Raw genomic sequence first — 26,267 nt, forward strand, 5'->3', positions numbered from 1 at the left:
CGTATCGCAGAATGGCAGCTCGTGGCACATGAGAACACCTCCTTCGTACATCGAACGCATGAATCCGGGTAGCGGCTTATCGCAGTGCGCCATCCGGGATTACGGGGTATGCCAGAGCGGCCCGCATGAAGTGTTTACCAGCAGATGTGTTGAGCGCCAAGTCGTCCGGCGCATGAAATCGGTGTCCTGCTGTCGGTGGACGGTGGCTGTCCCACGCGTGGTCCCACGCGTGGTCATCGTTGCGTGGCTCCGAATCAACACATTCCGACATCGAACGGCCGCGAACGAAGCCGCGGTGTCGCGCTGTCATCGAAGTGCGTCGGCATGCACCCGGATCCGCCCGAACACTCGACGCCGAGCCGGCCGATGGCAGGTTTTCATCACGCTGCGCGGAATTGCGGCCTTTGGGGATCAGATCCGGCGCTGCTGTGGGCTGGCGGCGTCGCTTTTGGGGTCGATCAAGATTTTTGCGTGCGCCTCGGGATCGCCGAGCGCATCGAAAGCTGCCTCGACGCCGGGTAGACCGACCGTTCCGGTGATCAGTGGCGCGGCGGTGACCTTGCCGCCAGCGAGCATGTGCAAGGTGTCCCGAAACTCGAGCGGCGTGTAGCCGAGCGCGAACCGCAGGTCGATCTCTTTGTTGATCGCCATCGCCGGCCGGATGTGGTCGGAGCCCATGCACACGCCAACCACGACGACGCGCGAGAACAGCGGAGCGCTCGCGATGATGTCATCGATAATGCCTGGAACGCCAACACATTCGAAGATGACGGGGCGCTTGGGGCCGGCGGCGCCGACGGCTTCGGCGGCCCGCCAGAGGTGCCACCACGGCAGCCGTAGCCGCTGCAGCTTTTCGACCGTGCCGACCGCGAGGTCGAACGCGTCGAGGACGCTCTGCAGGTGTCCCTTTCCCTGTCCCAGGCCAGCTGCCACGGTGTACGGCGAGTCCTGCGCGGGATCGACGGCGGTGTCCGCGCCGCAGGCGGTGGCGAGCGCACGACGGCCGGGTGAAAAGTCGCTGGCGATCACGGTGCGCACCCCGCGCGACTTGAGCATGCAGATCACTGCGAGGCCGATCGGCCCGCATCCGATCACGATCGCGACGTCGTCCTTGCCCACCTGGCCGCGCCGGACGGCGTGCCACCCGACGGCCATCGGCTCGGTCAGCGCGGCGATCTCGGGCGCCAACCCGTTCGGGACGACAAACGTCAGCGACTGCTCGACGACGAGCTGCTCGGCGTAGGCGCCGGGCGCCATCGCTGATAGCCCGATCCCATGCACCTCGTTTGTGCCGCGCCGCAGCAACGGCATGGCGACGACCGGGGTACCGAGCCGGGGGGTGTTGCGGCTGCCGGGACCGTGGTCGACCACCAGGCCGCAGAACTCGTGTCCGAACACGACGTCCTGATTGGACCGCATGAAGGCGTGGTAGCCAGATTCGGCCATCACGTCGGCGAGTTCATCGCAGTGCAGGCGCGCATGCAGGTCCGATCCGCAGATGCCACAGCGCAGCACCTCGATCAGCAATTGGCCTTTGGCCGGCGTCGGGGTTGGCCGGTCGACGACCTTGAGCTTGCCGTTGGTGCAGGTCACTGCCTTCATCGCGCAGATCCTCTCGGCTGACGGTCAGGGACTTTCGGCTACATCCACCCTGCACCGCCTAGGCCACAGGCGCCATCGGTGGAAAGTCGATTCGTGGCGGGTGACGGTCGCCGGGAGCTGACCCGACCGGCCTGTCACCATGGAGTACGTGACCACGGCGATCGTGGTGACGAGCCTGGTGCTGCTGGGCCTCGGCATCGTCGTCAACGAGCTTCTTCGGCTGCGCAAGTGGCTGAAGGATGCGCCGCCTGCCGAGCACGGCGACGAGGACGACACCGCGCCGCACGAGGGGAGCCATTGACTCAACCGCGAATGGCCGCGACGGTGTCGGCGATGGTGTCGCGTGGATCCCGATAGGTGATGCCGAGTTCTTGCTCGCTGGGCGAATCGTCGGACTCCGGCATCTGGGTGTAATACTGCATCCCCGCTGCGGTGAACGGATTCCCGAACGGCAGATACGGCCCAGCCAGGTCCAGCAATGTCCCCGCCACCCGCAGCACGGTGTCGGGAACGGGGACGGCCAGCATCGTCGTATTGGCCACCCGCCCCAGCATGTTCGCCAGCTCGCCCACCGGAATCCGATGCCCGCCGGCCATATAGCGGCGCGGTCCGTGCCCGGGTTCCAGCAGCGCCGCGTGCAGCGCGGCCAGATCACGGACGTCGATGACCAACCAGGCTGCGTTGCGCCCCGGAATCGTGTGGATCTGCAGCGCCGCCCGGACGCCCTCCCCGGCCTCACCGAATTGGTCGCCGACGGGCGGACCGAGCACCATGCCGGGATAGCTGATACTGACCGGGGCGCCGGCGTCCTGCAAACCGCGGGCATAAATTTCAACCTGGGCCTTGGATATTCCGTACCCATCGGTGCCGCCGACCACCGGCAGGTCCGCCCGCAGCGTCCGCAGGCTGGGTTGGAAAAGCGCGGTAAAGCTCGACACGTGCACGACCGGATCGAGTCCGAGTTGGACGGCCTGACCGAGGACGTTTCGGGCGCCCTCCATGTTCGTGCTCAGCATTTGCGCGGTCTGACGCGGGTCGGTGGCGACCAGGGCGGCGCTGTGCACCACGGCGTCGCATCCGTGTAATGCCTCGCGCACCGCGTCACGGTCCTTGATGTCCCCGACGGCGTAGTCCGACACGTCGACGCCGAGTTTGGCAACCGAGGTTGCCAGCTTTGCGGGAGTTCGTACCAGGAACCGGACCGAATGGCCCGCATCGGCGATCGCCTTGGCGGTCCAGCCGCCCACGAATCCCGTACCGCCGGTGACCAGAACACGCATGGTGCGATTCTGCAACGGTGGGCCGCCGAGCCCCTCCTCGGGGGCACGCCGCTACAGCCGACTTGCGGCGAAGTCCGCGCCCCGGCAGGTCATGCCGTTGACCGGGTAGAGAACATGCGAGACGGGGTTGTCGCCGGCACCACAGGCGCCGTCACCCGCCGCGCACGATCGCAGGGTCTTGGGCCGATACCGAGGACCGATGACCATCGGTGGCGCACCGTGGCGTTGCAGGAATCGGTCGGATGGTGCTTGAAGAGGGTGACCGCGGCCACGTGGTTGGCGATCTCGGATTCCAGTGGCGCGGGTACCGCGGAGGCAGACACTCCCGGCGGCACGGCCGCCGAGGTGTGGTAACCGGCAACGGCCGCGCCTTGGGACTTTCCGCCGGGCTGCTGTTGCTGGGTCGCCTCATGGGTCAATCCTTATCGGTTTGCGGTGCTCACTGCGTGAGGCGTCGTGAGGTGTATAGCCGGCAGACCGCGTTCTCAACCCATCCCGTTCGGGTGACAACTCAACCATCGCATGGCCCCGAGCGACGGGCCAGCCGGGCAAGTTCTTGCGGTCCGTATCGCTATCGCCTACCGTGGAAAGAAACTGTTGGTACGCAGCGGTACCACATCGGGAGGGCGGGCCATGGCGACAGCGACCACCGATCCAGTCCGGCTGCCGCCCGGACCGCCATGGCCCTCCATCGTGCAGGGGTTGGCCGTGTTGTTGCGTCGCGGGGCGGTGGCGCAGCGCATCGAACGGCGCTACGGCGAAGCCGCCTTGATGCGCCTGCCGATCCTGGGCAAGACGGTGGTCGTCAGTGACCCCGCACTACTCAAGGAATTGTTCGGCGGTGGCTACGAACTGCTCAGCCGACCGCAGGTGCTGGGTGAGATGCTGGGCCCCGGTTCGACTTTCAGCCTCAATGGGCCCGAGCACCGCGAGCGGCGCAAGCTGCTCGTACCACCGTTTCACGGCAAGCGCATGCGCGGCTACGAGTCGATCGTCGAGCAGGAGGTGTTGCGGGAAACGGCGCCCTGGCCGGAGGGCAAAGAGTTCGCGACGCTGCCGTCGATGATGCGGATCACGCTGAACGTCATCTTGCGCACCGTGTTCGGTGCCAGCGGGAGCGAATTCGACGAGTTACGCGAGCTGATGCCGTGGTGGGTTCCCCTGGGGTCGCGGTTCACCACGCGGCCCCGGCAATTTCGCGTCGACCTCGGGCCGCGCAGCCCGTGGGGCCGCTATTGCGCCGGTCGCCGGCACTACAATCAGATCGTTGCGCGGCTCATCGCCGAGGCTCGAGTCGACCCCGCGCTGAGCGCCCGCCAGGACATCTTGGCACTGCTGCTGCAGGCCCGCTACGACGATGGCTCACCGATCAGCGATGGACACATCGCCGACGAGTTGCTGACGTTGCTTGCTGCCGGGCACGAGACCACCGCCACCACGCTGGCATGGGCAATCGAACGGATCCGTCGACACCCGGCCGTGCTCAGCCGGCTGCGTGCGGAGGTCGACGCCGGCGGATCGGAGTTTCGCCAGGCCGTCATCTGGGAAGTGCAGCGAGTGCGCCCGGTCGTGGTCACCACGGGTCGGGTGGCTCTGACGCGAATTCGGCTGGGGGACTGGGTGATTCCCCAGGGATATGCAATCCTGGCCAACATCGTCGGCACCCACCGCTCGGAGCGGCACTACGCGCGCGCCGACACGTTCAATCCCGACCGGTTTGTCGGCAACCCACCCGACGGCCACAGCTGGGTGCCGTTCGGCGGCGGCGTCCATCGCTGCATCGGCGCCGCGTTTGCGAATATGGAGATGAGTGTCACGCTGCGCACGCTGCTACGCAGCTTCGACATCGTGGCCACGTCGGGCGCCGACGAGCCCGTGCGTTCGCGGGGCATCGCCAACGCTCCCGGACGCGGCGGCCGCGTCGTCGTCCACCGACGGCCCTTGGGCGACAGTGAATCTCACGACACGACACGCCGGCGCGGCGTCGCGGGATTCACACTGGGCGCTCAGTAGGTGGGCGGATCCGGTCCGATGACGGCCGCGCCGCACCACGGCGACCACCGCCGGACCGGCCGTTTCGACGCCCAGTCGACGGTGTCCTCGGTGGCATCGAAAATTCCGGGCGGAACCGCACCCCGGTTGATGGACGCGACGCCCCGGGAGCTGGCGACGGCCGGCGGCGGGCTCGCGCCGGCGGCCCGCGCGTAGTCGTCCCGCCGGCCGGCGAGCCCCCGGCCAGCAGGGTCTGGATGGCGTTAAGGTGAAGGCCGGCGATGCCGTCCCGCTGACTGGCGGGCCACCAGCGCCGCAACCAATGGCCCAGGGCCAGCCTGCGTATCGGCGCCACCGCTTCGAGGCGCCGATGAGTTCGATGCCGCGCGGTTCCTCGCCGGCCCCGACCGTCGAAGCGAGCGCGGCGTGCCCGGACTCGCCGAGAGCCCGCCACAGCCAGTCGGCGCGGGAGAAGTCGGTGAAGGTGATCCTGGTCGCGGCTTCGCCGGGCGGGCGTCGACGGTCCAGGACAACACCGCGCCGCTGACTTCCAGCACCGCGACCAGGGGTGGTGCCGGCGCGGCGGGGCCGGCGCTGCGCAGTCCCGCGTCGGCGACCAATCTCATTCCGCCACCTGCAATTCCAGCAGCGCCTTGATCTGTTGTCGGTGGTCGAGGCTGACCGACCGGGCAAGCCAGCTGCTGCGCGCCGACGAGTCCAGCAGCGCCCGGGCCTGGGCGATCAGCTCGACGGCGTCGGCGAACCGGCCGCAGAAGATTGCTATGTAGCTGCGCTGCAACAGAATCCGGAGCAGATGCAGCGGCTTTCCCAACTCTCGCCAGTGCCGCTCGGCATGCTTCCAGCGCTGGTCGGCGGGCTCCAGCGCACCCGATGCCAACCGGGTGAGGCCGAGAACAACCAGCAACGGGCGACGTCGTGCGCCCGGGCGTGCCGAGCGATGACGGGGTAGGCTTCCGACACCGGCCGCTCGGTCGTCGTGTGGTCGCCCGCCGCCGGCGCAGTCCACCAGCGCCGACGCGCAGCCGATGGTTGCGATCGCAACCGCGCAGGTCCGCCTGGGTCGCTACCGATCCCAACTATCGGCGCCCGACACGGCGCCGCGTCCGCGCACCGTCGACGCGGGCTGCACGGCGCCACGCCGCCGTGCTCAGCAGCCGCAACCCGTTCATTCCGACGATGATCGTCGAGCCTTCGTGGCCTGCCACGCCCAGCGGCAGCGGCAGGGTGCCGGCCAGGTCCCAGATCACCAGAACACCGATGAAGGCGGCGGCGATGACCAGGTTGGCCACCACCACCCGGCGCGCCCGGCGGGCCAGGTTGATCACCGTCGGAATGGCGGCGAGGTCGTCGCGCACGACCACGGCATCGGCGGTCTGCAGGGCCAGATCCGATCCCGTGCCCCCCATCGCGATGCCGGTGTCGGCCGCCGCCAGCGCGGGGGCGTCATTGATGCCGTCACCGACCAGGGTCACCTTGTGCCCGGCGGCCTGTAGTTGTCGCACGGCAGCGACCTTCTCGTGGGGCAGCAATCCGGCGCTAACGTCGGTGATGCCGACACGGGCGGCGAGCCGCGTCGCGGCGGCCGAGTTATCACCGGTCAACAGCAGCGGTGACATGCCGGTCAGCCGGCGCGCGGCGGCCAGGGCCGCGGGCGCTTCTGGCCGGAGCTGGTCGGTGATCGCCAGCAGTCCGACCGGACGCCGCTGGCAGGTCACCAGCACCGGGGTGTATCCGCGCTGCTGGAGGGAATCGCCGGCGGCCGTGAGCTCGCCGCCGGCGATGTCGGTGGGCAGCAGCGCCTGTGGCGACCCCACGCCGACGACTTGACCATCCACACGCGCGGTGACGCCGCGGCCAGGGTGCGCCGTGAACACCTCGACAGGGGGCAGGTCCAAGCCGCGGGCACGGGCGGCCGCCACGATGGCGGCGCCGAGGGGGTGTTCGCTGGGCAGTTCGGCCGCAGCCGCCAGCCGCAACACGTCGTCGCTGCCCAATCCGGCAGCTAGCACCCGGATTTCGGCCAACTCGGGGGTACCACGGGTCAGGGTTCCGGTTTTGTCGAAGGCGAGCCGCGTTGTCGTGCCGAGTTGCTCCATCACCTTGGCGGACTTGGCGAGCACGCCGTGACGGCCGGCGTTGGCGACGGCGGCCAACAGCGGGGGCATGGTCGCCAGCACCACCGCGCACGGGGAGGCGACGATCATGAACGTCATCGCGCGCAACAACGCCCGCTGGGGAGGCTCACCGAGCAGCACCGGGATCACGAACACCGCGATGGTGACCACCACCATGCCGATCGAGTAGCGCTGTTCGATCTTCTCCACGAACAGCTGGGTCGTCGACTTGGTCAGGCTGGCCCGTTCCACCAGGGCTACGATCCGGGCCACCACCGAGTCCGCGGGGCTGCGGTCCACCCGAATCCACAGCGCGCCGGTGCCGTTCATGGTGCCGGCGAACACCTCGTCGCCGACGGTCTTGCCGATCGGCAGTGGCTCGCCGGTGATGGTGGCCTGATCCACCTCGCTGCAACCGGAAATCACGGTGGCATCCGCGGCGACGCGCTCACCCGGCCGCACCACCAGCACGTCACCGAGATGCAGCTCGGCGGCCTTGACCACCGCCTCGGTGCCATCGGGGCCGACCCGGGTGGCCGTGTCGGGGGCCAGGTCCAGCAACCGGCGCACCGAGTCCTGGGTGCGTGCGGTGGCCAGGGCTTCCAGCGCGCCGGAGGTCGCGAAGATCACGATCAGCAGGGCGCCGTCGACAATCTGCCCGATGGCCGCCGCACCGATTGCGGCCGCGACCATCAGCAGGTCCACGTCCAGCGTCTTTTCCCGCAACGCCCGCAGCCCGGCCAGGCACGGCCGCCATCCGCCGGCCCCGTAGCAGACCAGATACAGCGTCCACCACACCCAGCGCGGGCCGCCGGCCCATTGATCGCCGAAGCCAACCAGGAAGAACGTCAGCGCGATTGCGGCCCACCGTGTTTCAGGCAGCGTGGGCAGCCAGGTGGGCGGCATCGACGGGCGTGCGAGCGTGGCCGCGGGGCGGATGGATGCGAGCACGAGCTGCCTCCGGGGAAAGAATCGGGACGGCCAACAATACCAAAACGAATGAATAGATGTTCATGTATTTGGAAGAGTACGCTGTCCCGCATGGGACATGGCGTGCAGGGCCGCGACCGCCCGGCCGCGCGGCTGGATCCCGACGCCGCCGTGCATGTTGCGGCCACCCTGCAGGCGCTGGCGACGCCGAGCCGGTTGCTGATCCTGACCCAGTTGCGCCACCACAGGTTGTCGGTCACACAGCTGGCGGCGGCGATAGGCATGGAACAATCCGCCGTGTCGCAGCAGCTGCGGGTGCTGCGGAACCTGGGTCTGGTGGTCGGTGCCCGCACCGGGCGGTCGATCGTCTACAGCCTGCACGACAACCACGTCGCCCAACTCCTTGACGAGGCGATCTATCACAGCGAGCACCTTCGCCTCGGGCTAACTGACGAGCCCGAAACCGCTAGTTGAGCCGGGGAGTGCGGCGGTGAAGCGGTGGCACGGTGATTGAGATCCGGGCCGTGCGGTCGGTGCGAGCGTTAAGCCTGTCGGCGGGTCGGGTCAACGCGCTGGATGTCGAGCTGCTCGACGAGCTCACCGGTGCCCTCCGCGAGCTAGCGGGCTGGGGTGGCCCGCTCGTCGTGACCGGTGCCGGCCGGGTATTCTGCGCCGGCGTCGACCTCAAGCGGGTGCTGGCGGGCGGCGCCGACTACACCACGCGGCTGATCGCCGCGCTATCGGATGCGTTCCAGGCGATGTTTAGCTATCCAGGGCCGACGGTGGCCGCGATCAACGGTGCCGCCATCGCGGGGGGATGCGTGCTGGCGTGCGCCTGCGATCGCCGCTTGATCAGCCCCGATGCTCAGATCGGGGCCTCGGAGGTACGGGTCGGGGTACCGTTTCCGGTCGCCGCGCTGGAGGTCATGCGCTACGCATGCGGAGACCGCGCCGAGGAAGTGTTGCTCGGGGGCCGAAATTATCGAGGGGCAGAGGCTATCGGCAGCGGACTTGCCCACGGTGTGGTCGCCGAAGGTCTGCTCGAAACGGCCGTGGCGCAGGCATCCGAGCTCGGCGACATCCCGGCCGAGGCCTACCGGCACACCAAGGCCCGGCTACGAGGTCCGACTTTGGCGCGAATCCGTGAATCCGGCGATATCGACCGTGAGGTCTGTCAACTGTGGGGGGCAGACCAGACGCGCCAGCTGATCGCCGACCACCTGCAGCGTCTGCGACACCGGTGACGACCGGCGCTATTCCTCAACGGCGACCCCGCCTCGGGTACGCCTACGCCGATGCGAGGTTTTGCCGCTCGGGCGGCGGTTACGTAACCGGGGCTCCGCGGGCACTGCTTCGGGTTCTGTGGCGGCCTTTTCGGTGGTGTCCTCGGGCTTGGGAGTCTCGGTGTCCGCGGGCTTGGGCGTCTCCTCGACCACCGAGTCGGGTTCCGGGCCTTCCGGCGTGTCCACGGCGGCCTCGACGGGCACCTCCGCCCTGTCGGATTCCTCAGCGCCGGCCTCGGCTGCCACGGCCTCGCTGTCCACGGCTTCTTCATCTGCGGCTTCTTCGACTGTGGTGGCGGCTTCGGTGTCGGCCTCGGCGCCCTTGCCGCCCTTCTTGCGCCGGACGCGCCGCCGCTTGGGTTCCTTCGCCTTGAGCGGCTTCGGCGGTGGCGGCAACTCGGCGACAAACGAAAGGTAGAACGCGAAAATCCCGAGCAGCGCGATCGCGGCGGCGGCGCCGTAGATCCCAAACAGCCATTGTCCGACCGAATCCAGGCTCAGCCAGATTTCGCAGATCGCGGTGCCCACGATCAGCACCCCGGCCAATACGTGGGCCACGATCGACCACGTCCGGATGGATAGGGCCAGCGCAGGGATGCCGAGCTCGGGCTTGCGGGTGCGCAACAGGGTGAACACCACCGGCAGCGCGGTCAGCCCGATCAGCACACCCGTCACGATCCGCAGCGTCGTCCCCACCGCGTGCGGGGTGTCTCCCATGAGCTCCGGCCAGCGGGGCAACACGAAATAGAAGAAGAGGACGCCGGCGCCGATCGCAAACGACGCGTGCCACAGCATGGCGACCTTGCGCCCCATACGCCTCCTCATGCTGGTGGGTTCGGGCCAGTCTAGCGGTGGCCGAAACCCGGACCGGGCTTGTCCGCGCCTTGAAAAGACTCAGACCAATGGCGGAGGATGCGGGATTTGAACCCGCGAGGGCTATTAACCCAACCCGCGTTCCAGGCGAGCGCCATAGGCCACTAGGCGAATCCTCCGCCGTCATGGTAGCCGCTGAGCAAGGTCACGTCTCTTGCGGTCACCGTCGAGTGGCCGCACCCGGGTACTACACTCGCGGTGGACCCCGCGCGGCGTCTATCCTGTGAACTCCCCCAGGGCCGGAAGGCAGCAAGGGTCAACGGGCTCTGTCGGGTGCGCGGGGTCCCCTCAGTAAGGGGCAGTGCAAACAGTGCTTATGCCCCTAGACCCCACGGTGTGCAACGGCGAAAGGGCCGCATGGTGTCGTTCGATTCGCTCAGCCGCGCCGATCTCGCTGCCCTGCACGCCCGCCACCAGCAGGCCTATGCGGAGCTGCGGGCCAAGAAGCTGGCCCTGGATCTCACCCGCGGCAAGCCGTCCCCGGAGCAGCTCGACCTGTCCAACCGGCTGCTGAGCCTGCCCGGGGACGATTACCGAGACGAGGACGGCACCGACACCCGCAACTACGGCGGCCTGCACGGTCTGCCCGGACTGCGGGCCATATTCGGGGAGCTGCTCGGCATCGGAGTGCCCAATCTGATCGCGGGAAACAACTCCAGCCTGGAGTTGATGCACGACGTGGTCGCCTTTTCGATGTTGCACGGCGGTGTGGACTCCCCGCGGCCTTGGATGCAGGAGCAGGACGGCATCAAGTTCCTGTGTCCCGTCCCCGGTTACGACCGGCACTTTGCCATCACCGAGACGGTGGGCATCGAGATGATTCCGGTCCCCATGCTCGATGACGGACCGGACGTCGACCTGATCGAAGAGCTGGTCGCGGTCGATCCCGCCATCAAGGGGATGTGGGCGGTGCCGGTGTACGCCAATCCCACCGGCGTCACCTACTCTTGGGAAACGGTTCGCCGGCTCGTCCAGATGCGGACGGCGGCACCCGACTTCCGGTTGTTCTGGGACAACGCCTACGCGGTGCACACCCTGACGCTGGATTTCATTCGCCAGGTCGACGTGCTCGGGCTGGCCGCCAAGGCCGGCAACCCGCACCGGCCCTACGTCTTTGCGTCCACATCGAAAATCACCTTCGCCGGCGCCGGCGTCAGCTTCCTGGGCGGATCGCTGGGCAACATCGCCTGGTATCTGCAATACGCCGGAAAGAAGTCGATCGGCCCGGACAAGGTCAACCAGCTTCGGCACCTGCGCTTTTTCGGCGACGCCGACGGGGTCCGCCTGCACATGCTGCGTCACCAGCAGATACTGGCGCCGAAATTCGCGTTGGCGGCCGAAATCCTGGACCAGCGGCTCGGTGATTCCCAGATCGCCTGCTGGACCAAGCCCAAGGGCGGTTACTTCATCAGCCTTGACGTGCTGCCGGGAACGGCGCGCCGGACCGTGGCACTGGCCAAGGACGCCGGCATCGCGGTGACCGAGGCCGGTGCGTCGTTTCCGTATCGAAAGGATCCCGACGACAAGAACATTCGGATCGCGCCCACCTTCCCGTCGATGCCGGACCTGCGCGACGCGGTCGACGGGCTGGCGACCTGCGCGCTGCTGGCGGCGACCGAGTCGTTGCTCAACCCGCCCCCGAACGTGCGCTGAGGGCGGGAAATCTGCGAAAATCCCGCCCTACGTTCACGCTCGACGCCGGTGGGGCACTCGTCACCGCGGGTCGGTAGCCTGCAGACCGTGGCTCTCTACCGCAAGTATCGACCGGCAACCTTCGCCGAGGTGGTGGGCCAGGAGCACGTCACCGGGCCATTGTCGGTTGCCCTGGAGGCCGGCCGGATCAACCATGCGTATCTGTTCTCCGGGCCGCGTGGCTGCGGCAAGACGTCGTCGGCGCGCATCCTGGCGCGGTCGCTGAACTGCGCGCAGGGGCCGACGGCCAGCCCGTGCGGTGTCTGTGAGTCCTGTCTGGCGTTGGCGCCCAACGCGCCCGGCAGCATCGACGTCGTCGAGCTCGACGCCGCCAGCCACGGCGGCGTGGACGACACCAGAGAGCTGCGGGACCGCGCCTTCTACGCGCCGGCCCAATCGCGGTACCGCGTGTTCATCGTCGACGAAGCGCACATGGTGACCACCGCGGGGTTCAACGCGCTGCTCAAGATCGTCGAGGAACCCCCCGAACACCTCATCTTCATCTTCGCCACCACCGAACCGGAGAAGGTGCTGCCGACGATTCGGTCACGCACCCATCACTACCCGTTCCGGCTATTGCCGCCGCGGACCATGCGGGCGCTCGTCGGGCGCATCTGTGAACAGGAGGGTGTCGTCATCGACGACGCGGTGTATCCGCTGATCATCCGGGCCGGGGGTGGTTCGCCCCGGGACACCCTGTCGGTGCTGGACCAGTTGCTGGCGGGAGCCGAGGGCACCCACGTGACCTACCAGCGGGCGCTAGGGCTGCTGGGCGCCACCGACGTCGCCCTGATCGATGACGCGGTCGACGCCCTGGCCGCGGGCGACGCCGCGGCGTTGTTCGGGGCGGTCGAATCGGTGATCGACGCCGGCCACGACCCTCGGCGCTTCGCCACCGATCTGCTGGAGCGATTCCGCGACCTCATCGTGCTGCACGCCGTCCCCGACGCGGCGTCGCGTGGCGTGGTGGATGCGCCGGAAGACGTGCTGGACCGGATGCGGGAGCAAGCGGCCCGGATCGGGCCGGCGACCCTGACCCGATACGCCGAGGTGGTCCAGGCCGGGCTGGGCGAGATGCGGGGCGCGACGGCGCCGCGTCTGCTGCTCGAAGTGGTGTGCGCGCGGCTGCTGTTGCCCTCGGCCAGCGATGCCGAATCGGCATTGCTGCAACGTGTCGAGCGGATCGAGACGCGGCTAGCCATGTCGATACCGGGTCCTGCGGCCGCACCCGCGGCCGTCGCGCCCGCCAATCCGAAACCCGCCGAGGCGCAGCCGGGTCAGCTCGACGCGGCGGCCGTAAGACGGCAGTGGTCGACTGTGCGCGACCATGTCAGTCAGCGCAGCAAGTCGGTCAACGCCATGTTGGGCGACGCCGTGGTCCGGGCGGTTCAAGATGACACGCTGGTGCTGACCCACGGTTCGGCGCCGCTCGCGCGACGGCTGTCCGAACAGCGCAACGCCGACGTCATCGCCGAGGCGCTCAAGGATGCGCTGGGGGTCAACTGGCGGGTGCGCTGTGACACCGGCGCGCCGGTCACGGCCGAGGCCAACGGGCCGGCCCCGGTACGGGACGAGCCCGCCCCCGAGGCGGATTCCGCTCACCGCGACGAAGAAGTGGAGAGCATGCTGGCCGAGGCGGCCCGCAGCGACCTGTCGGCCCCGCCCCGCGACCCGGAACAGGCCGCGCTCGAGCTGCTGCGGAACGAACTGGGTGCCCGTCGGATCGACGGCTAGCAGCTACGGCGTCCACCAGGGCCGCAGCGGCAGCTCGTCGTCGCCCCAGGTGCCGACGTTTGCGGCCAGCACGTGATGCAGCTGAATGTTGTTGCGTTCGAAGGCTACCCGCGACGCCGCCATGTACAAGCCCCAGACCTTGGCGACGGGCAGCCCGACCTCCTCGACGGCCTCGTCCCAGTGCTGGACGAGGTTGCGGCACCAGTCGCGCAGCGTCATCGCATAGTGATGCCGAAAGTTCTCCTCGTGCAGCACCTCGAAACCGACGTCCTGGATCTCGGTGATGATGCGTCCCGAGCCGGTCAGCTCCCCGTCGGGGAAGACATAGCGGTCGGTGAACCCACCCGCGAAGGGAGTCGACTTGTTGTCGTTGCGGGTAATGCAGTGATTGAGCAGCAGGCCGCCGGTGCGCAACTTCGACTTGAGGAACGCGAAGTAGGCCGGATAATTCTTGACGCCGATGTGCTCGGTCAGCCCGATCGACGATACGGCGTCGAAGCCGATCTCGGTGACGTCGCGGTAGTCGGAGTGCCGCACCTCGGCCAGGCCGGTCAGCCCTTCGTGCTCGATCGCCCGCTGCGCCCAGGTGGCCTGCTCGACCGACAGCGTGGCACCGATGGCCCGGACCCCACGGCGGGCGGCGTAGCGCACCATGCCGCCCCAGCCGCACCCGACGTCGAGCAGCCGGTCACCCGGCTTTAGCCGCAGCTTCTCGAAGATCAGCCGGTACTTGTTCTCCTGGGCCTCCTCCAGGGTCGCCTCGGCGTCCGGATAGACCGCGCAGGTATAGGTCATCGAGGGCCCCAGCACCCATTCGTAGAAGGTGTTGGACACGTCGTAGTGGTGGTGGATGGCTTCGGCGTCCCGGGTCTTGCTGTGCAGCGCGCCGTCAACCAGTCGACGCCACCGGGGCGGGGTTTCCTGCGGCGGTGGCGCGATCGGCAATAGATTCTCGATGCCGATCGAGCGGACGACGTTGGCCAGCACCCGCGCCGACGGTCGTTTGAAATTGACCCGGTCGGTCAGCGTGACGAGCAGCTGGTAGGGATCGCCGGGATGCACACCGTGGGCCGCGAGGTCGCCCGCGACGTAGGCGCGGGCCAGGCCCAGCTCGCCGGGGGCCGTGGCCAGGTAGGTCGCGCCCCGGGGGGACGTGAGTTCCAGACCCAGTTCGGCGTCCTCGCTGCCGGCGGTGCTGCCGTCGTAGGCGATGAACTTCAGCGGCTGTCGCCCGCTGGCCGCGAAGACGGCCAGGATCTCGGCCATGCTCAGTTTGCCCGTCGTCTTGTGCGTGGATTGGCTTGTCGTGGTCATCGTCGTTGCACCGCCTTTGCGTAGAGGTCGAGAAGACGCGAGTCGGGATCGTATGTTTTCTTCACCGTGTTGTAGGCCTCGCCGCCGTAGAGCTGGTCGAACTCTTCGCGGGTGTAATACGAGTCCGAATACAGCGACTTGTGACCGCCCAGCTCCCCCACCTTGTCTTCGATCGCACGGTTGGTCGCGCCCTCGGTGGCACCGGCCGGCACAGACGACCAGAACCCGATGTTGACGTAGGTCTGGTCCGGCCGGATCGGGTACAACGGCCAGCCGTGGTGGTCACGCAGCCGCAGCGGGCACAGCCAGATCGGTGAGATGGGGACGGCGTCGAGGAACCATTGCAGGAACTCGGTTGTTCGCTGAATCGGCACCTCGACGTCCTGCACCACTCGCTCGCGCGCCGGACGCCCCTGGCGTTTCTCGATCCGCTCGGAGATGCCAAACCGCCGATCGGCCGCCACCAGCTTCCAGTAGACGCTGCTGCGCCGGTAGCGCCGCGGCCACCAGCGCCGCAGCGACGGGTTTTGCGCGCCAAACGCGCGGGAGCACCAGAACCAGTCGGTGTCCCAGCGCCAGAAATAGTCGTGAACGGTCAACCGGTCCTCTTTAGTACCGGTGTCATGCTGGATCGACCGGTAGTAGATGTCTTGCCCGGTGTAGTCGCTGACTGGGCCGGGGGTGGTGGTCCGCACACCGACGCACAGGTAGCTTTCGTCGGCGCCGAAGACCACACCGTCGAGATAGTCCACGCGGATCCCGTCCAAGCCGCCGGTGTCGACGATGCGGTCCATCGCCGCGACAAGCGCGCTCAGCGAGTGAAATCGAATGTGCCGCAATGCCACAAACGGCGCCACCGGCTCCAGCCGTATCCGAAGCCGAGTCGAATATCCCAGCGTCCCATAAGAATTGGGGAAGGCACGATACAGGTCGGGGTGCCGGTCTGCAGATACGGTGAGCAATTCGCCGGCGCCGGTGAGGATGTCCATCTCCAGCACCGACTCGTGCGGCAGGCCGTTGCGGAACGACGCCGACTCGATGCCCAAGCCGCTGACCGCACCGCCGAGGGTGATGGTCTTCAGCTGTGGAACCACAAGGGGCGACAGGCCGTAACGCAGCGTCGCCGCGACCAGGTGCTCGTAGGTGCACATGCCGGCCACGTCGGCGGTGCGGGCGTCGGGATCGATGCTGAGCACGCGGGTCAGTCCTGAGGTATCCAGGCCAGCTGAATCCCGTTTGACGCGGGCCCGGAACAGATTCGAGGTGGGCTTGGCGAGCCGGACGGACGCCGTGGCAGGGATGGATCGGTAACTTGCCAACAGTCGCTCGACGCCCGACAGGTGGGCTGACAGTGCGGATCCAGGAACGGGCACCACATATACCCTAGTCCTCGATAACAGCCCCTGCACCCGCGCACGGGCTGAACGCCATCACGACAGAGGAGTTGCGCCTGATGGGACAGGTGAGCGCGGCCAGCACGATCTTGCTCAACGTCTCGCCCGCGACCGCGCTGGAGGCCCTGGCCGATTATCGGAACGTGCGGCCGCGAATTCTTTCCGGGCACTACAGCCAGTATCGGGTGCTCGAAGGCGGGCAGGGGCAGGGCACGGTTGCCAGCTGGCGGCTGCAGGCGACCAAATCACGCGTTCGCGACGTTCAGGTTCACGTGGACGTCGCGGGCCACACCGTGATCGAGAAGGACGCGAACTCGTCGATGATCACCAACTGGACGGTGGCTCCGGCGGGACCGGGATCCAGTGTCACCGTGAAGACCACCTGGACCGGCGCCGGGGGCGTGCAGGGCTTCTTCGAAAAGACGTTTGCGCCGCTGGGGCTGAAGAAGATCCAGGCCGAGGTGCTGGCCAACCTCAAGAACGAACTGGAAAACCAGCCGAGTTAGCCCGCCTGGGCTTGGGTGGCCAGGAAGCCGGCGAGGCCGCGGACCAGCGCGTCGGCGTATTTTTGTCTGCCCTCCGGGGACTCCATCAGGGCCGAGTCTGCGGGGTTTTTCATGTTGCCCAGCTCGACCAGGATCGACGGGTATTGGGCCAGGTTGAGGCCGGCCAGGTCCGACCGTCCGTACAGGCCGCTTTGGCCGATGTAGTTGGCCGGCGGAATGCCCGAAGCCTGCAACTGGTCGCGCATGACCCGGGCGAACTGCACCGACGGTCCGGCCTGTACGGCGTTCAGCGGCGGGGCGGAGTAGTTGACGTGGAATCCTCGGCCGGTGACCGGGCCGCCGTCGGCGTGCAGGCTGACAACCGCGTTGGGGTGCAGCGCGTTGGCCATGTTGGCGCGTTCATCGACGCACGGTCCCAGCGCGTTGTCGTTGCCGCGTGACATGGCGGTGCGTACCCCCAACGCGCCCAGCGCGGCGCGCAGCCGCAGCGCGGTGTCCCAGGTGAACGTGTGCTCCGGATAGCCGCTGTTCGTCGACGTCCCGCTGGCCTGGCAGTCTTTGGTGCCGCCGCGACCGGTGGGCACTTGGCGGCCGATGGATGCGTCGTTGGCCCCGTTGTGCCCAGGGTCGATGAACACGACCATGCCGGCGATAGTGGACGGGATTGCGGTTGCGGTCGGCACGGTCGGCATCGACGTGGCGGCGAGCACCCCGACGACCGCGGCGATCCCGACACGCACGCCAACTCGGACATCCACCGCACAAAGGTAGCGCGGCGCGGTCTACGCTGAAGGTTTCGAATCGCCCGACAAGCGCAGGCGAAACCAACTCGAGACCAAGATGCGAGGGGACTGTCATGCAACCCGGAGGCGATATGTCCGCACTGCTCGCCCAGGCGCAGCAGATGCAGCAAAAGTTGCTAGAAGCACAGCAACAGCTGGCGAACGCTGAGGTGCACGGTCAGGCCGGCGGCGGCTTGGTCAAGGTTCACGTCAAAGGCAGCGGCGAGGTGATCGGGGTGACGATCGACCCTCAGGTCGTCAACCCCGACGACATCGACACCCTGCAGGATTTGATCGTCGGTGCGATGCGTGACGCATCCCAGCAGGTGACGAAGATGGCGCAGGAGCGGCTGGGTGCGCTGGCCGGTGCCATGCGTCCGCCGACACCACCGGGGGCGCCGCCCCGGCCCGGTATGCCGGGGGCGCCGGGGGCGCCGGGGGCGCCGGGTATGCCGGGTGCGCCGGGGGTGCCGCCCCCGCCCGGTATGCCAGGAATGCCGGGTACGCCAGGAGTTCCGGGTGCGCCGGGGGTCTGACCTGCATCGACATGTTTGAGGGGCCCGTCCAGGATTTGATCGACGAGCTCGGCAAGCTGCCGGGCATCGGACCCAAGAGCGCGCAGCGCATTGCCTTCTACCTGCTGTCGGTCGAACCGCCGGACATCGACCGGCTGACCGCCGCGCTGGGCAGGGTTCGCGATGGCGTGCGGTTCTGCGAGGTCTGCGGCAACGTTTCCGACGACGAGCGGTGCCGAATCTGTTCGGATGTCCGTCGCGATGCATCCGTGGTGTGTGTCGTCGAGGAGCCCAAGGACATCCAGGCTGTCGAGCGCACCCGCGAATTCCGCGGCCGCTACCACGTCCTGGGCGGTGCGCTGGATCCGCTGTCCGGGATTGGCCCCGAGCAGCTGCGCATCCGTGAGCTGCTGAGCCGCATCGGCGAGCGGGTCGACGACGTCGACATCACCGAGGTGATCATCGCCACCGACCCCAACACCGAGGGCGAGGCCACGGCCACCTACCTGGTGCGGATGCTGCGTGACATCCCCGGCCTGACCGTGACGCGAATCGCGTCCGGGCTGCCCATGGGTGGCGACCTGGAATTCGCCGACGAGCTGACACTGGGCCGCGCGCTGACGGGCCGGCGGGTGCTGGTGTAATTCGCCGAGCCTGTAGTTGACGTGGGGCCCACTCGCACTTTTGCACGGTAACTACAGGCTCGCGCGAGTGTCGGTGGCCGCTGTCAATGTTGCGGCGCGGGTGAGGTCTTTCTGGGCAGTGAAGCGCTGACGCAGGGCCGGCTTACGGAAAACGAGCTGCGTCGGTGGCACCGGGCCATCTTTCGTGACGTCTTTGGGAAAGGGCGTGAGCCGTCACTTCGTGACAGGATCGAGGGGGCGTGGTTGCGATCCGGGCGGCAAGGCGTCATCGCCGGTGTCGCCGCATCCGCGCTGCATGGTGCGCAATGGATCGACGACGACGTCCCGATCGAGCTGATCTGGTCCAACACCAGACCGCCGCGGGGGCTCGTCGCTCGTGACGAGACCTTGGGCGACGACGAGATCACCAAGGTGGCGGGCCTGCCGGTCACCACACTGGCGCGGACGGCATACGACCTCGGTCGGCTCCTGCCCCGCGGCGAAGCCGTGGCGCGTCTCGATGCCCTCATGCGCGCCACCCCGTTTTCACGCGAAGATGTGCTCCTACTGACCAAGCACCATGCGGGTGCCCGGGGTGTCCGTCGGTTGCGCGACGTGCTGCCACTTGTCGACGGCGGAGCAGCCTCGCCGAAGGAGACCTGGCTGCGGCTGCTATTGATCGACGCGGGCTTGCCGGTGCCGACCACGCAGATTCCGGTGGTGCACCGCTGGCACACGGTGGGCGTGCTCGATATGGGGTGGGAGAAATACGCGGTAGCTGCCGAATACGACGGGGACCAACATCGCAGCGACCGCCGCCGTTACGTGAAAGACCAGCGACGGCTGCGCAAGCTCGCGGAGTTGGGCTGGATCATCATCCGAGTGATCGCCGAGGACCAGCCCGACGAGGTGGTGGCCCGGGCGCGCGATGCACTGCTGGCTAGAGGTTGGCGGCCTTAGCGCGCCGACAGGCGCTCGCGGCGCAACAGCTCCACCTCCGGCAACTCCAAAGGCCCCAGCTCACCCACCACCTTGCTCAGCAGCAGGTCGGCGAGCTCCGGGTTACGGGCCAGGCAGGGCCCGTGCATGTAGGTCGCGACCACGTTGCCCGCAACCGCGCCGTCCACGCCGTCGCCGGCCCGGTTGCCCGCGCCCTTGACCACCAGGCCCAGCGGTGTCGCCGCGGGGCCCAGCACCGTGCCGCCGCGGTGGTTCTCAAAACCGGTCAGGGGCTGCGTCAAACCGGCCAGCAGTGGCGTGCTGACCAGCTCACCGATGGTGCGCGCATCCTGCGGCGAGGTGGTCACATCCAGCAGGCCCACGCCGTCGACCCGTTCCCCCGATGACGTCTCGTACCAGTGCCCGAGCACCTGGATGGCCGCGCAGATCGCCAGCACGGGAGCGCCCCGGGCGGCCGCGCGCTGCAGGCCCGGGTAGCGAAGCAGGTGCCGGGTGGCCAGCCGCTGGGCGTAGTCCTCGGCGCCGCCCAGCGTGTAGAGGTCCAAGGAGTCCGGGACCGGATCGGCGAGCGTGATCTCGACGATCTCGGCGCCGATGCCCCGCAGCAGCAGCCGTTGGCGCAGCACCACGGCATTGCCGCCGTCGCCGTAGGTACCCATCACGTCGGGCAACACCAGCCCGATCCGCACCGTGGAATCAGCCACGGCGCGGCAATGCTCGCTGCAGCTGAAGGAACGCGGTGTAATTGGCGACGACCTCGACCCGCCCGGGCGGGCAGGAGGCGATGGCCGCCACGGTGTCGTGCACCAGGGTGTGCCGCACGCCCGCGTATCCGAGGCGAACCGCGAGGTCGGTGCCGCGTTCGCCGGCGGCCACCACTGTCCCCGTGAAGGTCTCCTCGAGGTGCTCGAAGCGCACATCCCACAGCCAGGAGAGGTCTTCGCCGTCGGGCACCCGCCCGTTGACCGCGATGACCACCCCGGCGGCACGTTTGTCCACCATCGATAGCGCTTCTTGCCAGCCGGCTGGATTTTTGGCCAACAGGATCCGCGCTTCGTGCGCGCCGAGCCGGACGGTCCGGTAGCGCCCGGCGACCTCGTCGACCGTGGAGACCGCGGCGACGGCCAACGCCGGATCGGCACCCACCGCGACGGCGGCCGCGACGGCTTGGGCGGCGTTGCCGCGATTGACCGATCCGGGCAGCGCGAGCCGCATCGGCAGCGCCAGCCCGTCGGGCCCATAAAGGGTGTTTTCGTCGAACCACCAGTGCGGGCTGGGCCGCTTGAAGTCGGCGCCAGTGGAATACCAGTGGCCGCGGTCACGGACGATGACCTCGCCACTGCGCGGGCAGCTGACCGAATCGTTCGACCAGGCGCCGCCCGCCGCCACCCAGACCACGTTCGGGCTGTCGTAGGCGGCCGATGTCATCAGCACATCGTCACAGTTGGCGACGACGACCGCGTGGGGGTGCCGGGCCAGGCCGGCGCGCAGCGTGCGTTCGATGATGTTGATCTCGCCGACGCGGTCGAGCTGGTCACGGGACAGGTTGAGCAAAACGATGACGTGTGGTTCGACGGCGTCGGCGACGTGCGGCACGTGCATCTCGTCGACCTCGAGGGCCGCCAGCGTGGCCTGCCTGTTGCCCGCCAGCGCGGCCACCAGGCCGGCGTCCATGTTGGCGCCTTCGGTGTTGGTGGCCACGGCTCCCAGCGTGCCCAGCGCTGCGGTGGTCATCCGGGTGGTGGTCGACTTGCCGTTGGTGCCGGTGATGACGACCGTGCGCCGGCCCGCCGCGAGCTGTTGCAGGATCGAACGGTCCAGGGTCAAAGCGACCAGGCCCCCGATCATCGCGCCGGCGCCGCGCCCGGTGACCCGCGACGCCCAGCGCGCGCCGGCCCCGGCGGCCAGCGCCAGACGTGCCCGGGTGGTAACCACCCGCGCAGTCTAAGGGCGATCGCAAGCTCGGCGCTTTGCGCCGGGCGCGGCGGGTCGCCCTCATTTGGTTTCAGGGCCGACACGAATGCGCGGCGAGCCCGCGATGTCGCTCGGACGTGCCATCCTCATCGTGTGAGCCACACCTGGGGACGACCGGCCAGCCACCCGGACGGGGGATGGGCCGTGATCGACGTCGAGACCACCGGCTTTCGGCCCGGTCAGGCCCGGATCATCAGCCTTGCCGTGCTGGGCCTGGACGCCGGCGGCCGCGTCGAGCGATCAGTGGTCAGCCTGCTCAACCCGGGGGTGGACCCGGGTCCCACCCATATCCACGGACTGACGACCGCGATGCTGGAGGACCAGCCGCAATTCTCGGACATCGTCGGTGACCTGGTCGAGGTGCTGTGCGGCCGCACGCTGGTCGCCCACAACGTCGCGTTCGACTATTCGTTTCTTGCCGCCGAGGCGGAGATGGCCCAGGCGGAGCTTCCCGTCGACTCCGTCATGTGCACGGTCGAGTTGGCTCGGCGGTTAGGGCTCGGCATCGACAATCTGCGGTTGGAGACCCTTGCCGCGCACTGGGGTGTGCCCCAGGAGCGGCCGCACGACGCGTTCGACGACGCGCTGGTGTTGACCGGGGTGCTGACGGCGGCGCTGCAGCGGGCTCGCGAACGTGACGTCTGGTTGCCGGTACGTCCGGTGACCCGGCGCCGCTGGCCCAACGGCCGGGTGACCCACGACGAACTGCGGCCGCTGAAGGCGCTGGCGTCCCGGATGCCCTGCCCGTATCTCAACCCCGGGCGTTACGTGCCGGGCAGACCGCTGGTACAGGGCATGCGGGTGGCGCTGGCGGCCGAGGTGGGACGCACCCACGAGGAGCTCCTCGAACGAATCCTGCATGCCGGGCTGGCCTACAGCGACCACGTCGACCCGGAGACCTCGCTGGTGGTCTGCAACGAAACCGCTCCCGGGCAGGGCAAGGGCTACCACGCGCTGCGGGTGGGGGTTCCGGTGGTTTCCGACGCGATGTTCATGGACTGTGTCGGATCCGTCGTCGGCGGCACCAGCGTGCAGCCATTCACCGACGTGGTGGAAGAGCAGTTCGCCTTGTTCTGAAGAGACTGCGGGCAGCGATCGTCGAGACCTAGCGTGCTGCCCGGTTGACCGCCGACACCACGGCACGCAGCGACGCGGTGGTGATCGACGGCGCAATGCCCACGCCCCACACCGTGCGGTTCGGTCTGTCGGCGTGCCGACCCGCTTCGCCCGGCTGCGCCGCGCTCGCGATCGTCACGGGGCCTGATGCGTGCCGACCCGCTTCGCCCGGCTGCGCCGCGCTCGCGATCGTCACGGGGCCTGATGCGTGCCGACCCGCTTCGCCCGGCTGCGCCGCGCTCGCGATCGTCACGGAAGCCTCCACATAGGCTGCGGCCTGAGCATCGTCACCGGCGCTCATCGCGTGCTCGTAGTAATCCAGCACCGCCACGTCGAACCCGACGCCGCCCAGCGCATGAACGAACGCGGCCAGCGGACCGTTGCCGGACCCGCTGATCTCGGTCTCCACCCCGTTGACCCTGACGGTGGCGGTGATGCTGGTCATGCCGCCGTCCTCGTCGGCAGCGTCCAGATGCTGCCTGATGCGCTCCAACGGCCACACTGGGGCCAGGTACTCCTCGGTAAACGCGTCCCACATCTCCTTGGGTGAGATCTCACCGCCCTCACCCTCGGTGATCTTCTGAATCACTTGGGAAAACTCGATCTGCAGCCGCCGCGGCAGAGCCAGGCCGTGGTCGGTTTTCATGATGTAGGCCACCCCACCCTTGCCGGACTGCGAGTTGACCCGGATGACCGCCTCGTAGGTGCGTCCGACATCCTTGGGGTCGATCGGCAGATACGGCACCTGCCACAGCATGTCGTCCACGTCGGTGTCGGCGGCATCGGCGTCGAACTTCATCGCGTCCAAGCCCTTGTTGATGGCGTCCTGATGGCTGCCGGAAAAGGCGGTGTAGACCAGGTCTCCGCCGTAGGGGTGACGTTCATGGACCGGCAACTGGTTGCAGTACTCCACCGTGCGCCGGACCTCGTCAATGTTGGAGAAGTCGATCTGCGGGTCCACGCCGCGCGAAAACAGGTTGAGCCCCAACGTCACCAGGCACACGTTGCCGGTGCGCTCTCCGTTGCCGAACAGACAGCCCTCGATCCGGTCGGCTCCGGCGGCGAACCCCAATTCGGCTGCGGCGACGGCAGTTCCGCGGTCGTTGTGCGGATGCAGGCTCAGGATGACGGACTCCCGGTTGGCCAGGTTGCGGCTCATCCACTCGATCGAGTCGGCATAGACGTTGGGTGTGGCCATCTCCACCGTGGCGGGCAGGTTGAAGATGATCGGGCGCTCCGGCGTCGGTTGAATGACCTCGCCGACCGCATCGCATACTTGTCTGGCGTATTCCAGTTCAGTGCCGGTGTAGGACTCCGGCGAGTACTCGAACCGCCATTGCGTCCCAGGGTATTTGGCGGCCTCTTCGACGCACTTGCGAGCACCGTCGGTCGCGATGGCCTGCACGGCGGCCCGGTCGGCGCGAAAAACCACGCGGCGCTGCAGGATTGACGTTGAGTTGTAGAAGTGCACGATGGCCCGCGCCGCACCCGCGCACGCCTCGAAGGTCCGCTCGATCAACTCCGGCCGGCACTGGGTCAGCACCTGGATGGTGACATCATCAGGGATGGCATCCTGTTCGATGATTTCTCTGACGAAGTCGAAGTCGGTCTGGCTGGCCGACGGGAACCCGACCTCGATCTCCTTGTAGCCCATGCGAACCAGCAGGTCGAACATGCGACGCTTGCGAGCCGGGCTCATCGGGTCGATCAGCGCCTGGTTGCCGTCGCGCAAATCCACCGCGCACCACAGGGGTGCTCGATCGATGACACGGTCGGGCCAGGTGCGGTCGGCCAGCCGGATGGGCTCGACCTCCTCGGCGAACGGTCGGTACCGGTTGACCGGCATCGATGAGCCACGCTGCGGATTCCACGCTGGCTGGCCGGGTCGGGGCGGGCCCGCCGGCTTTTTGATGGCGCGAACCTTAAATGACGCGGTGTAGGCGTCGGGTGAATCAGAATTAGTCACGGTAGTTGCTCCGGGATGTCGGGGTTGTGAGAAGGAATCTCAGACCGGCGCATCGCGAACACCCGCGACGGGAAGCCGGTCTGGATCAGACCCCGTCGCGGCGTCCGAGGAGGAGCACCCGCTGCACGTCGTGAACTTTACCGCGATCGGCGCTGGGGCCAAAACGGGAGATCAGAACGGCGGGGGTTCGTTGTCGGGTTGGGGTGGGCCGGGTCCGGTGTGGCTGGGGTCTTGGGTTGCTGGGGTGGTGCGGGCGCGGTCTTTGAGCGCGTGGCCGGTGGTGGTGCCTCAGCTATTTTGAGCGCGTAGCGCGGAAGGCTTGCCCGATGTGGAGGGCAAGATCGACATGGCCGCGAGGCGGCAGGTAACCAACAAACTGCGCGGTCAGTACCGCAAAGCATCGAAGGCGGATAAGACCAAGATCCTGGATCGGGTGGTGTCTGCCACCGGGATGGGTCGTTCGACGGCCCGGCGGATGCTGACCGGCCCGAGTCTGCCGGAGCCGGCCGAGCAGGTCGACGGGCGCAGGCTGCGGGCGCGGGGCTTCAGTGACGACGCCAGGGCGCTTTTAGAGCACGTGTGGGCCTTGATGGGCATGCCGTGCGGCAAGTACCTGGTGGTGATGCTCGAGCTGTGGCTGCCGCTTTTGGCCGCCGCCGGTGATCTTGACAAGCCGTTCGCCACCGAAGCGGCGGTGGCGGAGTTGAAGGCGATGAGCGCGGCCACCGTGGACCGCTACCTCAAACCCGCCCGCGAGCGGATGCGCATCAAAGGCATCTCGACAACCAAACCCTCACCGTTGCTGCGTAATTCGATCACCATCCACACCTGTTCGGATGAGGCGCCCAAGGTCCCGGGGGTGATCGAGGCCGACACCGTGGCGCACTGCGGCCCGAGTCTGATCGGCGAGTTCGCCCGCACCCTGACGATGACCGATCTGGTGACCGGCTGGACCGAGAACGCCTCGATCCGCAACAACGCCGCCAAGTGGATCCTCGAGGGCATCCAGGAGTGCCAGCAGCGGTTCCCATTCCCGATGACGGTTTTCGATTCGGACTGCGGGGGCGAGTTCATCAATCACGACGTCGCCGGCTGGCTGCAGGCCCGCGACATCGCCCAGACTCGCTCCCGGCCGTACCAGAAGAACGACCAGGCCCATGTCGAGTCCAAGAACAACCATGTGGTGCGCAAACACGCGTTCTACTGGCGCTATGACACCGGCGAAGAGCTGGAGCTGCTCAACCGGCTGTGGCCGTTGGTGTCGCTGCGGTGCAACTTCTTCACCCCGACCAAAAAGCCCGTCGGCTACACCCCCACCGTCAACGGTCGCCGCAAGCGCATCTATGACAAGCCGGCCACCCCGTGGCAGCGCCTGCAGGCATCGGGCGTCCTTGATGCACAGCAACTCTCGACCGTGGCCGCCCGGATCGAAGGCTTCAACCCGGCCGATCTGACCCGCCAGATCAACGCGATCCAAATGCAGCTGCTCGACCTGGCCAAGACCAAGACCGAGGCCCTGGCCACCGCCCGCCACATCGACCTGCAAGCATTGCAACCGTCAATCAACCGATTGGCCAAGGCGAAGTAATGCAAGCC

23 protein-coding genes, 1 tRNA gene, 1 other RNA gene and 3 pseudogenes are annotated in these 26,267 nt (G+C 67.9%); 15 read left to right on the top strand and 13 right to left on the bottom strand.

What is annotated here, in order from left to right:
• Positions 1–411 precede the first annotated feature (411 nt).
• Positions 412–1,602 carry a zinc-binding dehydrogenase gene (locus G6N20_RS18180; protein WP_083048924.1) on the bottom strand — a complete coding sequence of 397 codons (1,191 nt, stop codon included), beginning with the start codon at positions 1,600–1,602 and terminating at the stop codon, positions 412–414.
• A gap of 148 nt (positions 1,603–1,750) precedes the next feature.
• On the opposite strand from G6N20_RS18180, the gene G6N20_RS18185 reads away from it, so the two are divergent.
• Positions 1,751–1,903, top strand: coding sequence for a hypothetical protein (locus G6N20_RS18185; protein WP_163662641.1), 153 nt, complete (start codon positions 1,751–1,753; stop codon positions 1,901–1,903).
• 1 nt (position 1,904) lies between these two features.
• On the opposite strand, the gene G6N20_RS18190 is transcribed toward G6N20_RS18185, so the two are convergent.
• On the bottom strand, positions 1,905–2,882 hold the full coding sequence (locus G6N20_RS18190; protein WP_083048921.1) for an NAD-dependent epimerase/dehydratase family protein: 978 nt from the start codon (positions 2,880–2,882) through the stop codon (positions 1,905–1,907).
• A 51-nt stretch (positions 2,883–2,933) separates the two neighbouring features.
• Positions 2,934–3,268 (bottom strand): annotated as a pseudogene (locus G6N20_RS22015) (cutinase family protein); the annotation flags it as partial.
• 247 nt (positions 3,269–3,515) lie between these two features.
• On the opposite strand from G6N20_RS22015, the gene G6N20_RS18200 reads away from it, so the two are divergent.
• Together G6N20_RS18200 and G6N20_RS18205 are read left to right on the top strand one after the other, a co-directional pair.
• Positions 3,516–4,895, top strand: a complete 1,380-nt coding sequence (locus G6N20_RS18200) for a cytochrome P450 (RefSeq protein WP_083048918.1) — start codon at positions 3,516–3,518, stop codon at positions 4,893–4,895.
• A gap of 18 nt (positions 4,896–4,913) precedes the next feature.
• Complete coding sequence (locus tag G6N20_RS18205) at positions 4,914–5,090, top strand: hypothetical protein (RefSeq protein ID WP_158084760.1); 177 nt, start codon at positions 4,914–4,916, stop codon at positions 5,088–5,090.
• 406 nt (positions 5,091–5,496) lie between these two features.
• On the opposite strand, the pseudogene G6N20_RS18210 reads toward G6N20_RS18205, so the two are convergent.
• Positions 5,497–5,888 (bottom strand): annotated as a pseudogene (locus G6N20_RS18210) (hypothetical protein); the annotation flags it as partial.
• Between the two features lie 83 nt (positions 5,889–5,971).
• The gene (locus G6N20_RS18215) at positions 5,972–7,915 is read right to left on the bottom strand and encodes a heavy metal translocating P-type ATPase (protein ID WP_083048968.1); all 1,944 of its coding nucleotides are present in this window, start codon (positions 7,913–7,915) and stop codon (positions 5,972–5,974) included.
• Between the two features lie 135 nt (positions 7,916–8,050).
• Between G6N20_RS18215 and G6N20_RS18220 the strand changes: the two genes are divergently transcribed.
• Together G6N20_RS18220 and G6N20_RS18225 are read left to right on the top strand one after the other, a co-directional pair.
• Positions 8,051–8,413 carry an ArsR/SmtB family transcription factor gene (locus G6N20_RS18220; protein WP_083048912.1) on the top strand — a complete coding sequence of 121 codons (363 nt, stop codon included), beginning with the start codon at positions 8,051–8,053 and terminating at the stop codon, positions 8,411–8,413.
• Between the two features lie 32 nt (positions 8,414–8,445).
• The gene (locus tag G6N20_RS18225; RefSeq protein WP_083048909.1) at positions 8,446–9,183 is read left to right on the top strand and encodes an enoyl-CoA hydratase/isomerase family protein; all 738 of its coding nucleotides are present in this window, start codon (positions 8,446–8,448) and stop codon (positions 9,181–9,183) included.
• Between the two features lie 9 nt (positions 9,184–9,192).
• Here G6N20_RS18225 and G6N20_RS18230 read toward each other — a convergent pair whose 3' ends face one another.
• Together G6N20_RS18230 and G6N20_RS18235 are read right to left on the bottom strand one after the other, a co-directional pair.
• Entirely contained in the window at positions 9,193–10,035 is an 843-nt protein-coding gene (locus G6N20_RS18230) for a hypothetical protein (protein ID WP_083048907.1), read from the bottom strand.
• Positions 10,036–10,125: 90 nt separating this feature from the next.
• Positions 10,126–10,214 (bottom strand) — tRNA-Ser (locus tag G6N20_RS18235).
• 77 nt (positions 10,215–10,291) lie between these two features.
• Here G6N20_RS18235 and ffs point away from each other — a divergent pair.
• From ffs to G6N20_RS18250, 3 genes are all read left to right on the top strand, one after another.
• An RNA gene (ffs, locus tag G6N20_RS18240) (signal recognition particle sRNA small type) lies at positions 10,292–10,388 on the top strand.
• Positions 10,389–10,455: 67 nt separating this feature from the next.
• Positions 10,456–11,748, top strand: coding sequence for an aminotransferase class I/II-fold pyridoxal phosphate-dependent enzyme (locus G6N20_RS18245; protein WP_142272056.1), 1,293 nt, complete (start codon positions 10,456–10,458; stop codon positions 11,746–11,748).
• An 87-nt stretch (positions 11,749–11,835) separates the two neighbouring features.
• Complete coding sequence (locus G6N20_RS18250; RefSeq protein WP_083048966.1) at positions 11,836–13,521, top strand: DNA polymerase III subunits gamma/tau; 1,686 nt, start codon at positions 11,836–11,838, stop codon at positions 13,519–13,521.
• A gap of 3 nt (positions 13,522–13,524) precedes the next feature.
• On the opposite strand, the gene G6N20_RS18255 is transcribed toward G6N20_RS18250, so the two are convergent.
• Positions 13,525–14,835 (bottom strand): class I SAM-dependent methyltransferase, encoded by a 1,311-nt coding sequence (locus G6N20_RS18255; RefSeq protein WP_197745485.1) that lies wholly within the window; start codon positions 14,833–14,835, stop codon positions 13,525–13,527.
• Entirely contained in the window at positions 14,832–16,211 is a 1,380-nt protein-coding gene (locus tag G6N20_RS18260; protein ID WP_179961488.1) for an FAD-binding oxidoreductase, read from the bottom strand. The genes G6N20_RS18255 and G6N20_RS18260 overlap by 4 nt, the downstream gene beginning before the upstream one ends.
• A gap of 77 nt (positions 16,212–16,288) precedes the next feature.
• Here G6N20_RS18260 and G6N20_RS18265 point away from each other — a divergent pair, with 77 nt between their 5' ends.
• Positions 16,289–16,735 (top strand): SRPBCC family protein, encoded by a 447-nt coding sequence (locus G6N20_RS18265; protein ID WP_083048899.1) that lies wholly within the window; start codon positions 16,289–16,291, stop codon positions 16,733–16,735.
• On the opposite strand, the gene G6N20_RS18270 is transcribed toward G6N20_RS18265, so the two are convergent.
• Positions 16,732–17,493 carry an Rv3717 family N-acetylmuramoyl-L-alanine amidase gene (locus G6N20_RS18270; protein ID WP_083048897.1) on the bottom strand — a complete coding sequence of 254 codons (762 nt, stop codon included), beginning with the start codon at positions 17,491–17,493 and terminating at the stop codon, positions 16,732–16,734. The genes G6N20_RS18265 and G6N20_RS18270 overlap by 4 nt on opposite strands.
• A 98-nt stretch (positions 17,494–17,591) precedes the next feature.
• Between G6N20_RS18270 and G6N20_RS18275 the strand changes: the two genes are divergently transcribed.
• From G6N20_RS18275 to G6N20_RS18285, 3 genes are all read left to right on the top strand, one after another.
• On the top strand, positions 17,592–18,053 hold the full coding sequence (locus G6N20_RS18275) for a YbaB/EbfC family nucleoid-associated protein (RefSeq protein ID WP_083048894.1): 462 nt from the start codon (positions 17,592–17,594) through the stop codon (positions 18,051–18,053).
• An 11-nt stretch (positions 18,054–18,064) separates the two neighbouring features.
• Positions 18,065–18,676 (top strand): recombination mediator RecR, encoded by a 612-nt coding sequence (gene recR / locus G6N20_RS18280; RefSeq protein WP_083048891.1) that lies wholly within the window; start codon positions 18,065–18,067, stop codon positions 18,674–18,676.
• A 111-nt stretch (positions 18,677–18,787) separates the two neighbouring features.
• Entirely contained in the window at positions 18,788–19,615 is an 828-nt protein-coding gene (locus tag G6N20_RS18285; protein WP_083048888.1) for a hypothetical protein, read from the top strand.
• Here the strand turns inward: G6N20_RS18285 and G6N20_RS18290 are convergent.
• Complete coding sequence (locus G6N20_RS18290; protein ID WP_232065542.1) at positions 19,612–20,274, bottom strand: type 1 glutamine amidotransferase; 663 nt, start codon at positions 20,272–20,274, stop codon at positions 19,612–19,614. The two genes, G6N20_RS18285 and G6N20_RS18290, sit on opposite strands and share 4 nt — an antisense overlap.
• Positions 20,275–20,311: 37 nt before the next feature.
• On the bottom strand, positions 20,312–21,550 hold the full coding sequence (locus G6N20_RS18295) for a Mur ligase family protein (RefSeq protein ID WP_083048882.1): 1,239 nt from the start codon (positions 21,548–21,550) through the stop codon (positions 20,312–20,314).
• Between the two features lie 132 nt (positions 21,551–21,682).
• Here G6N20_RS18295 and G6N20_RS18300 point away from each other — a divergent pair, with 132 nt between their 5' ends.
• Positions 21,683–22,666, top strand: coding sequence for a DEDDh family exonuclease (locus G6N20_RS18300; RefSeq protein WP_083048879.1), 984 nt, complete (start codon positions 21,683–21,685; stop codon positions 22,664–22,666).
• Between the two features lie 28 nt (positions 22,667–22,694).
• On the opposite strand, the gene leuA is transcribed toward G6N20_RS18300, so the two are convergent.
• A complete protein-coding gene (gene leuA, locus G6N20_RS18305; RefSeq protein WP_163663129.1) occupies positions 22,695–24,671 on the bottom strand; it encodes a 2-isopropylmalate synthase in 1,977 nt (658 codons plus the stop codon).
• Positions 24,672–25,122: 451 nt separating this feature from the next.
• Between leuA and G6N20_RS21510 the strand changes: the two are divergent.
• A pseudogene (locus tag G6N20_RS21510) lies at positions 25,123–25,407 on the top strand (integrase catalytic domain-containing protein); the annotation flags it as partial.
• A 24-nt stretch (positions 25,408–25,431) separates the two neighbouring features.
• Complete coding sequence (locus tag G6N20_RS22020) at positions 25,432–26,259, top strand: integrase catalytic domain-containing protein (protein WP_332102941.1); 828 nt, start codon at positions 25,432–25,434, stop codon at positions 26,257–26,259.
• Positions 26,260–26,267: the final 8 nt, after the last annotated feature.

It is taken from the genome of Mycobacterium shinjukuense, assembly GCF_010730055.1.
GTDB classification, from domain to species: Bacteria; Actinomycetota; Actinomycetes; order Mycobacteriales; family Mycobacteriaceae; genus Mycobacterium; species Mycobacterium shinjukuense.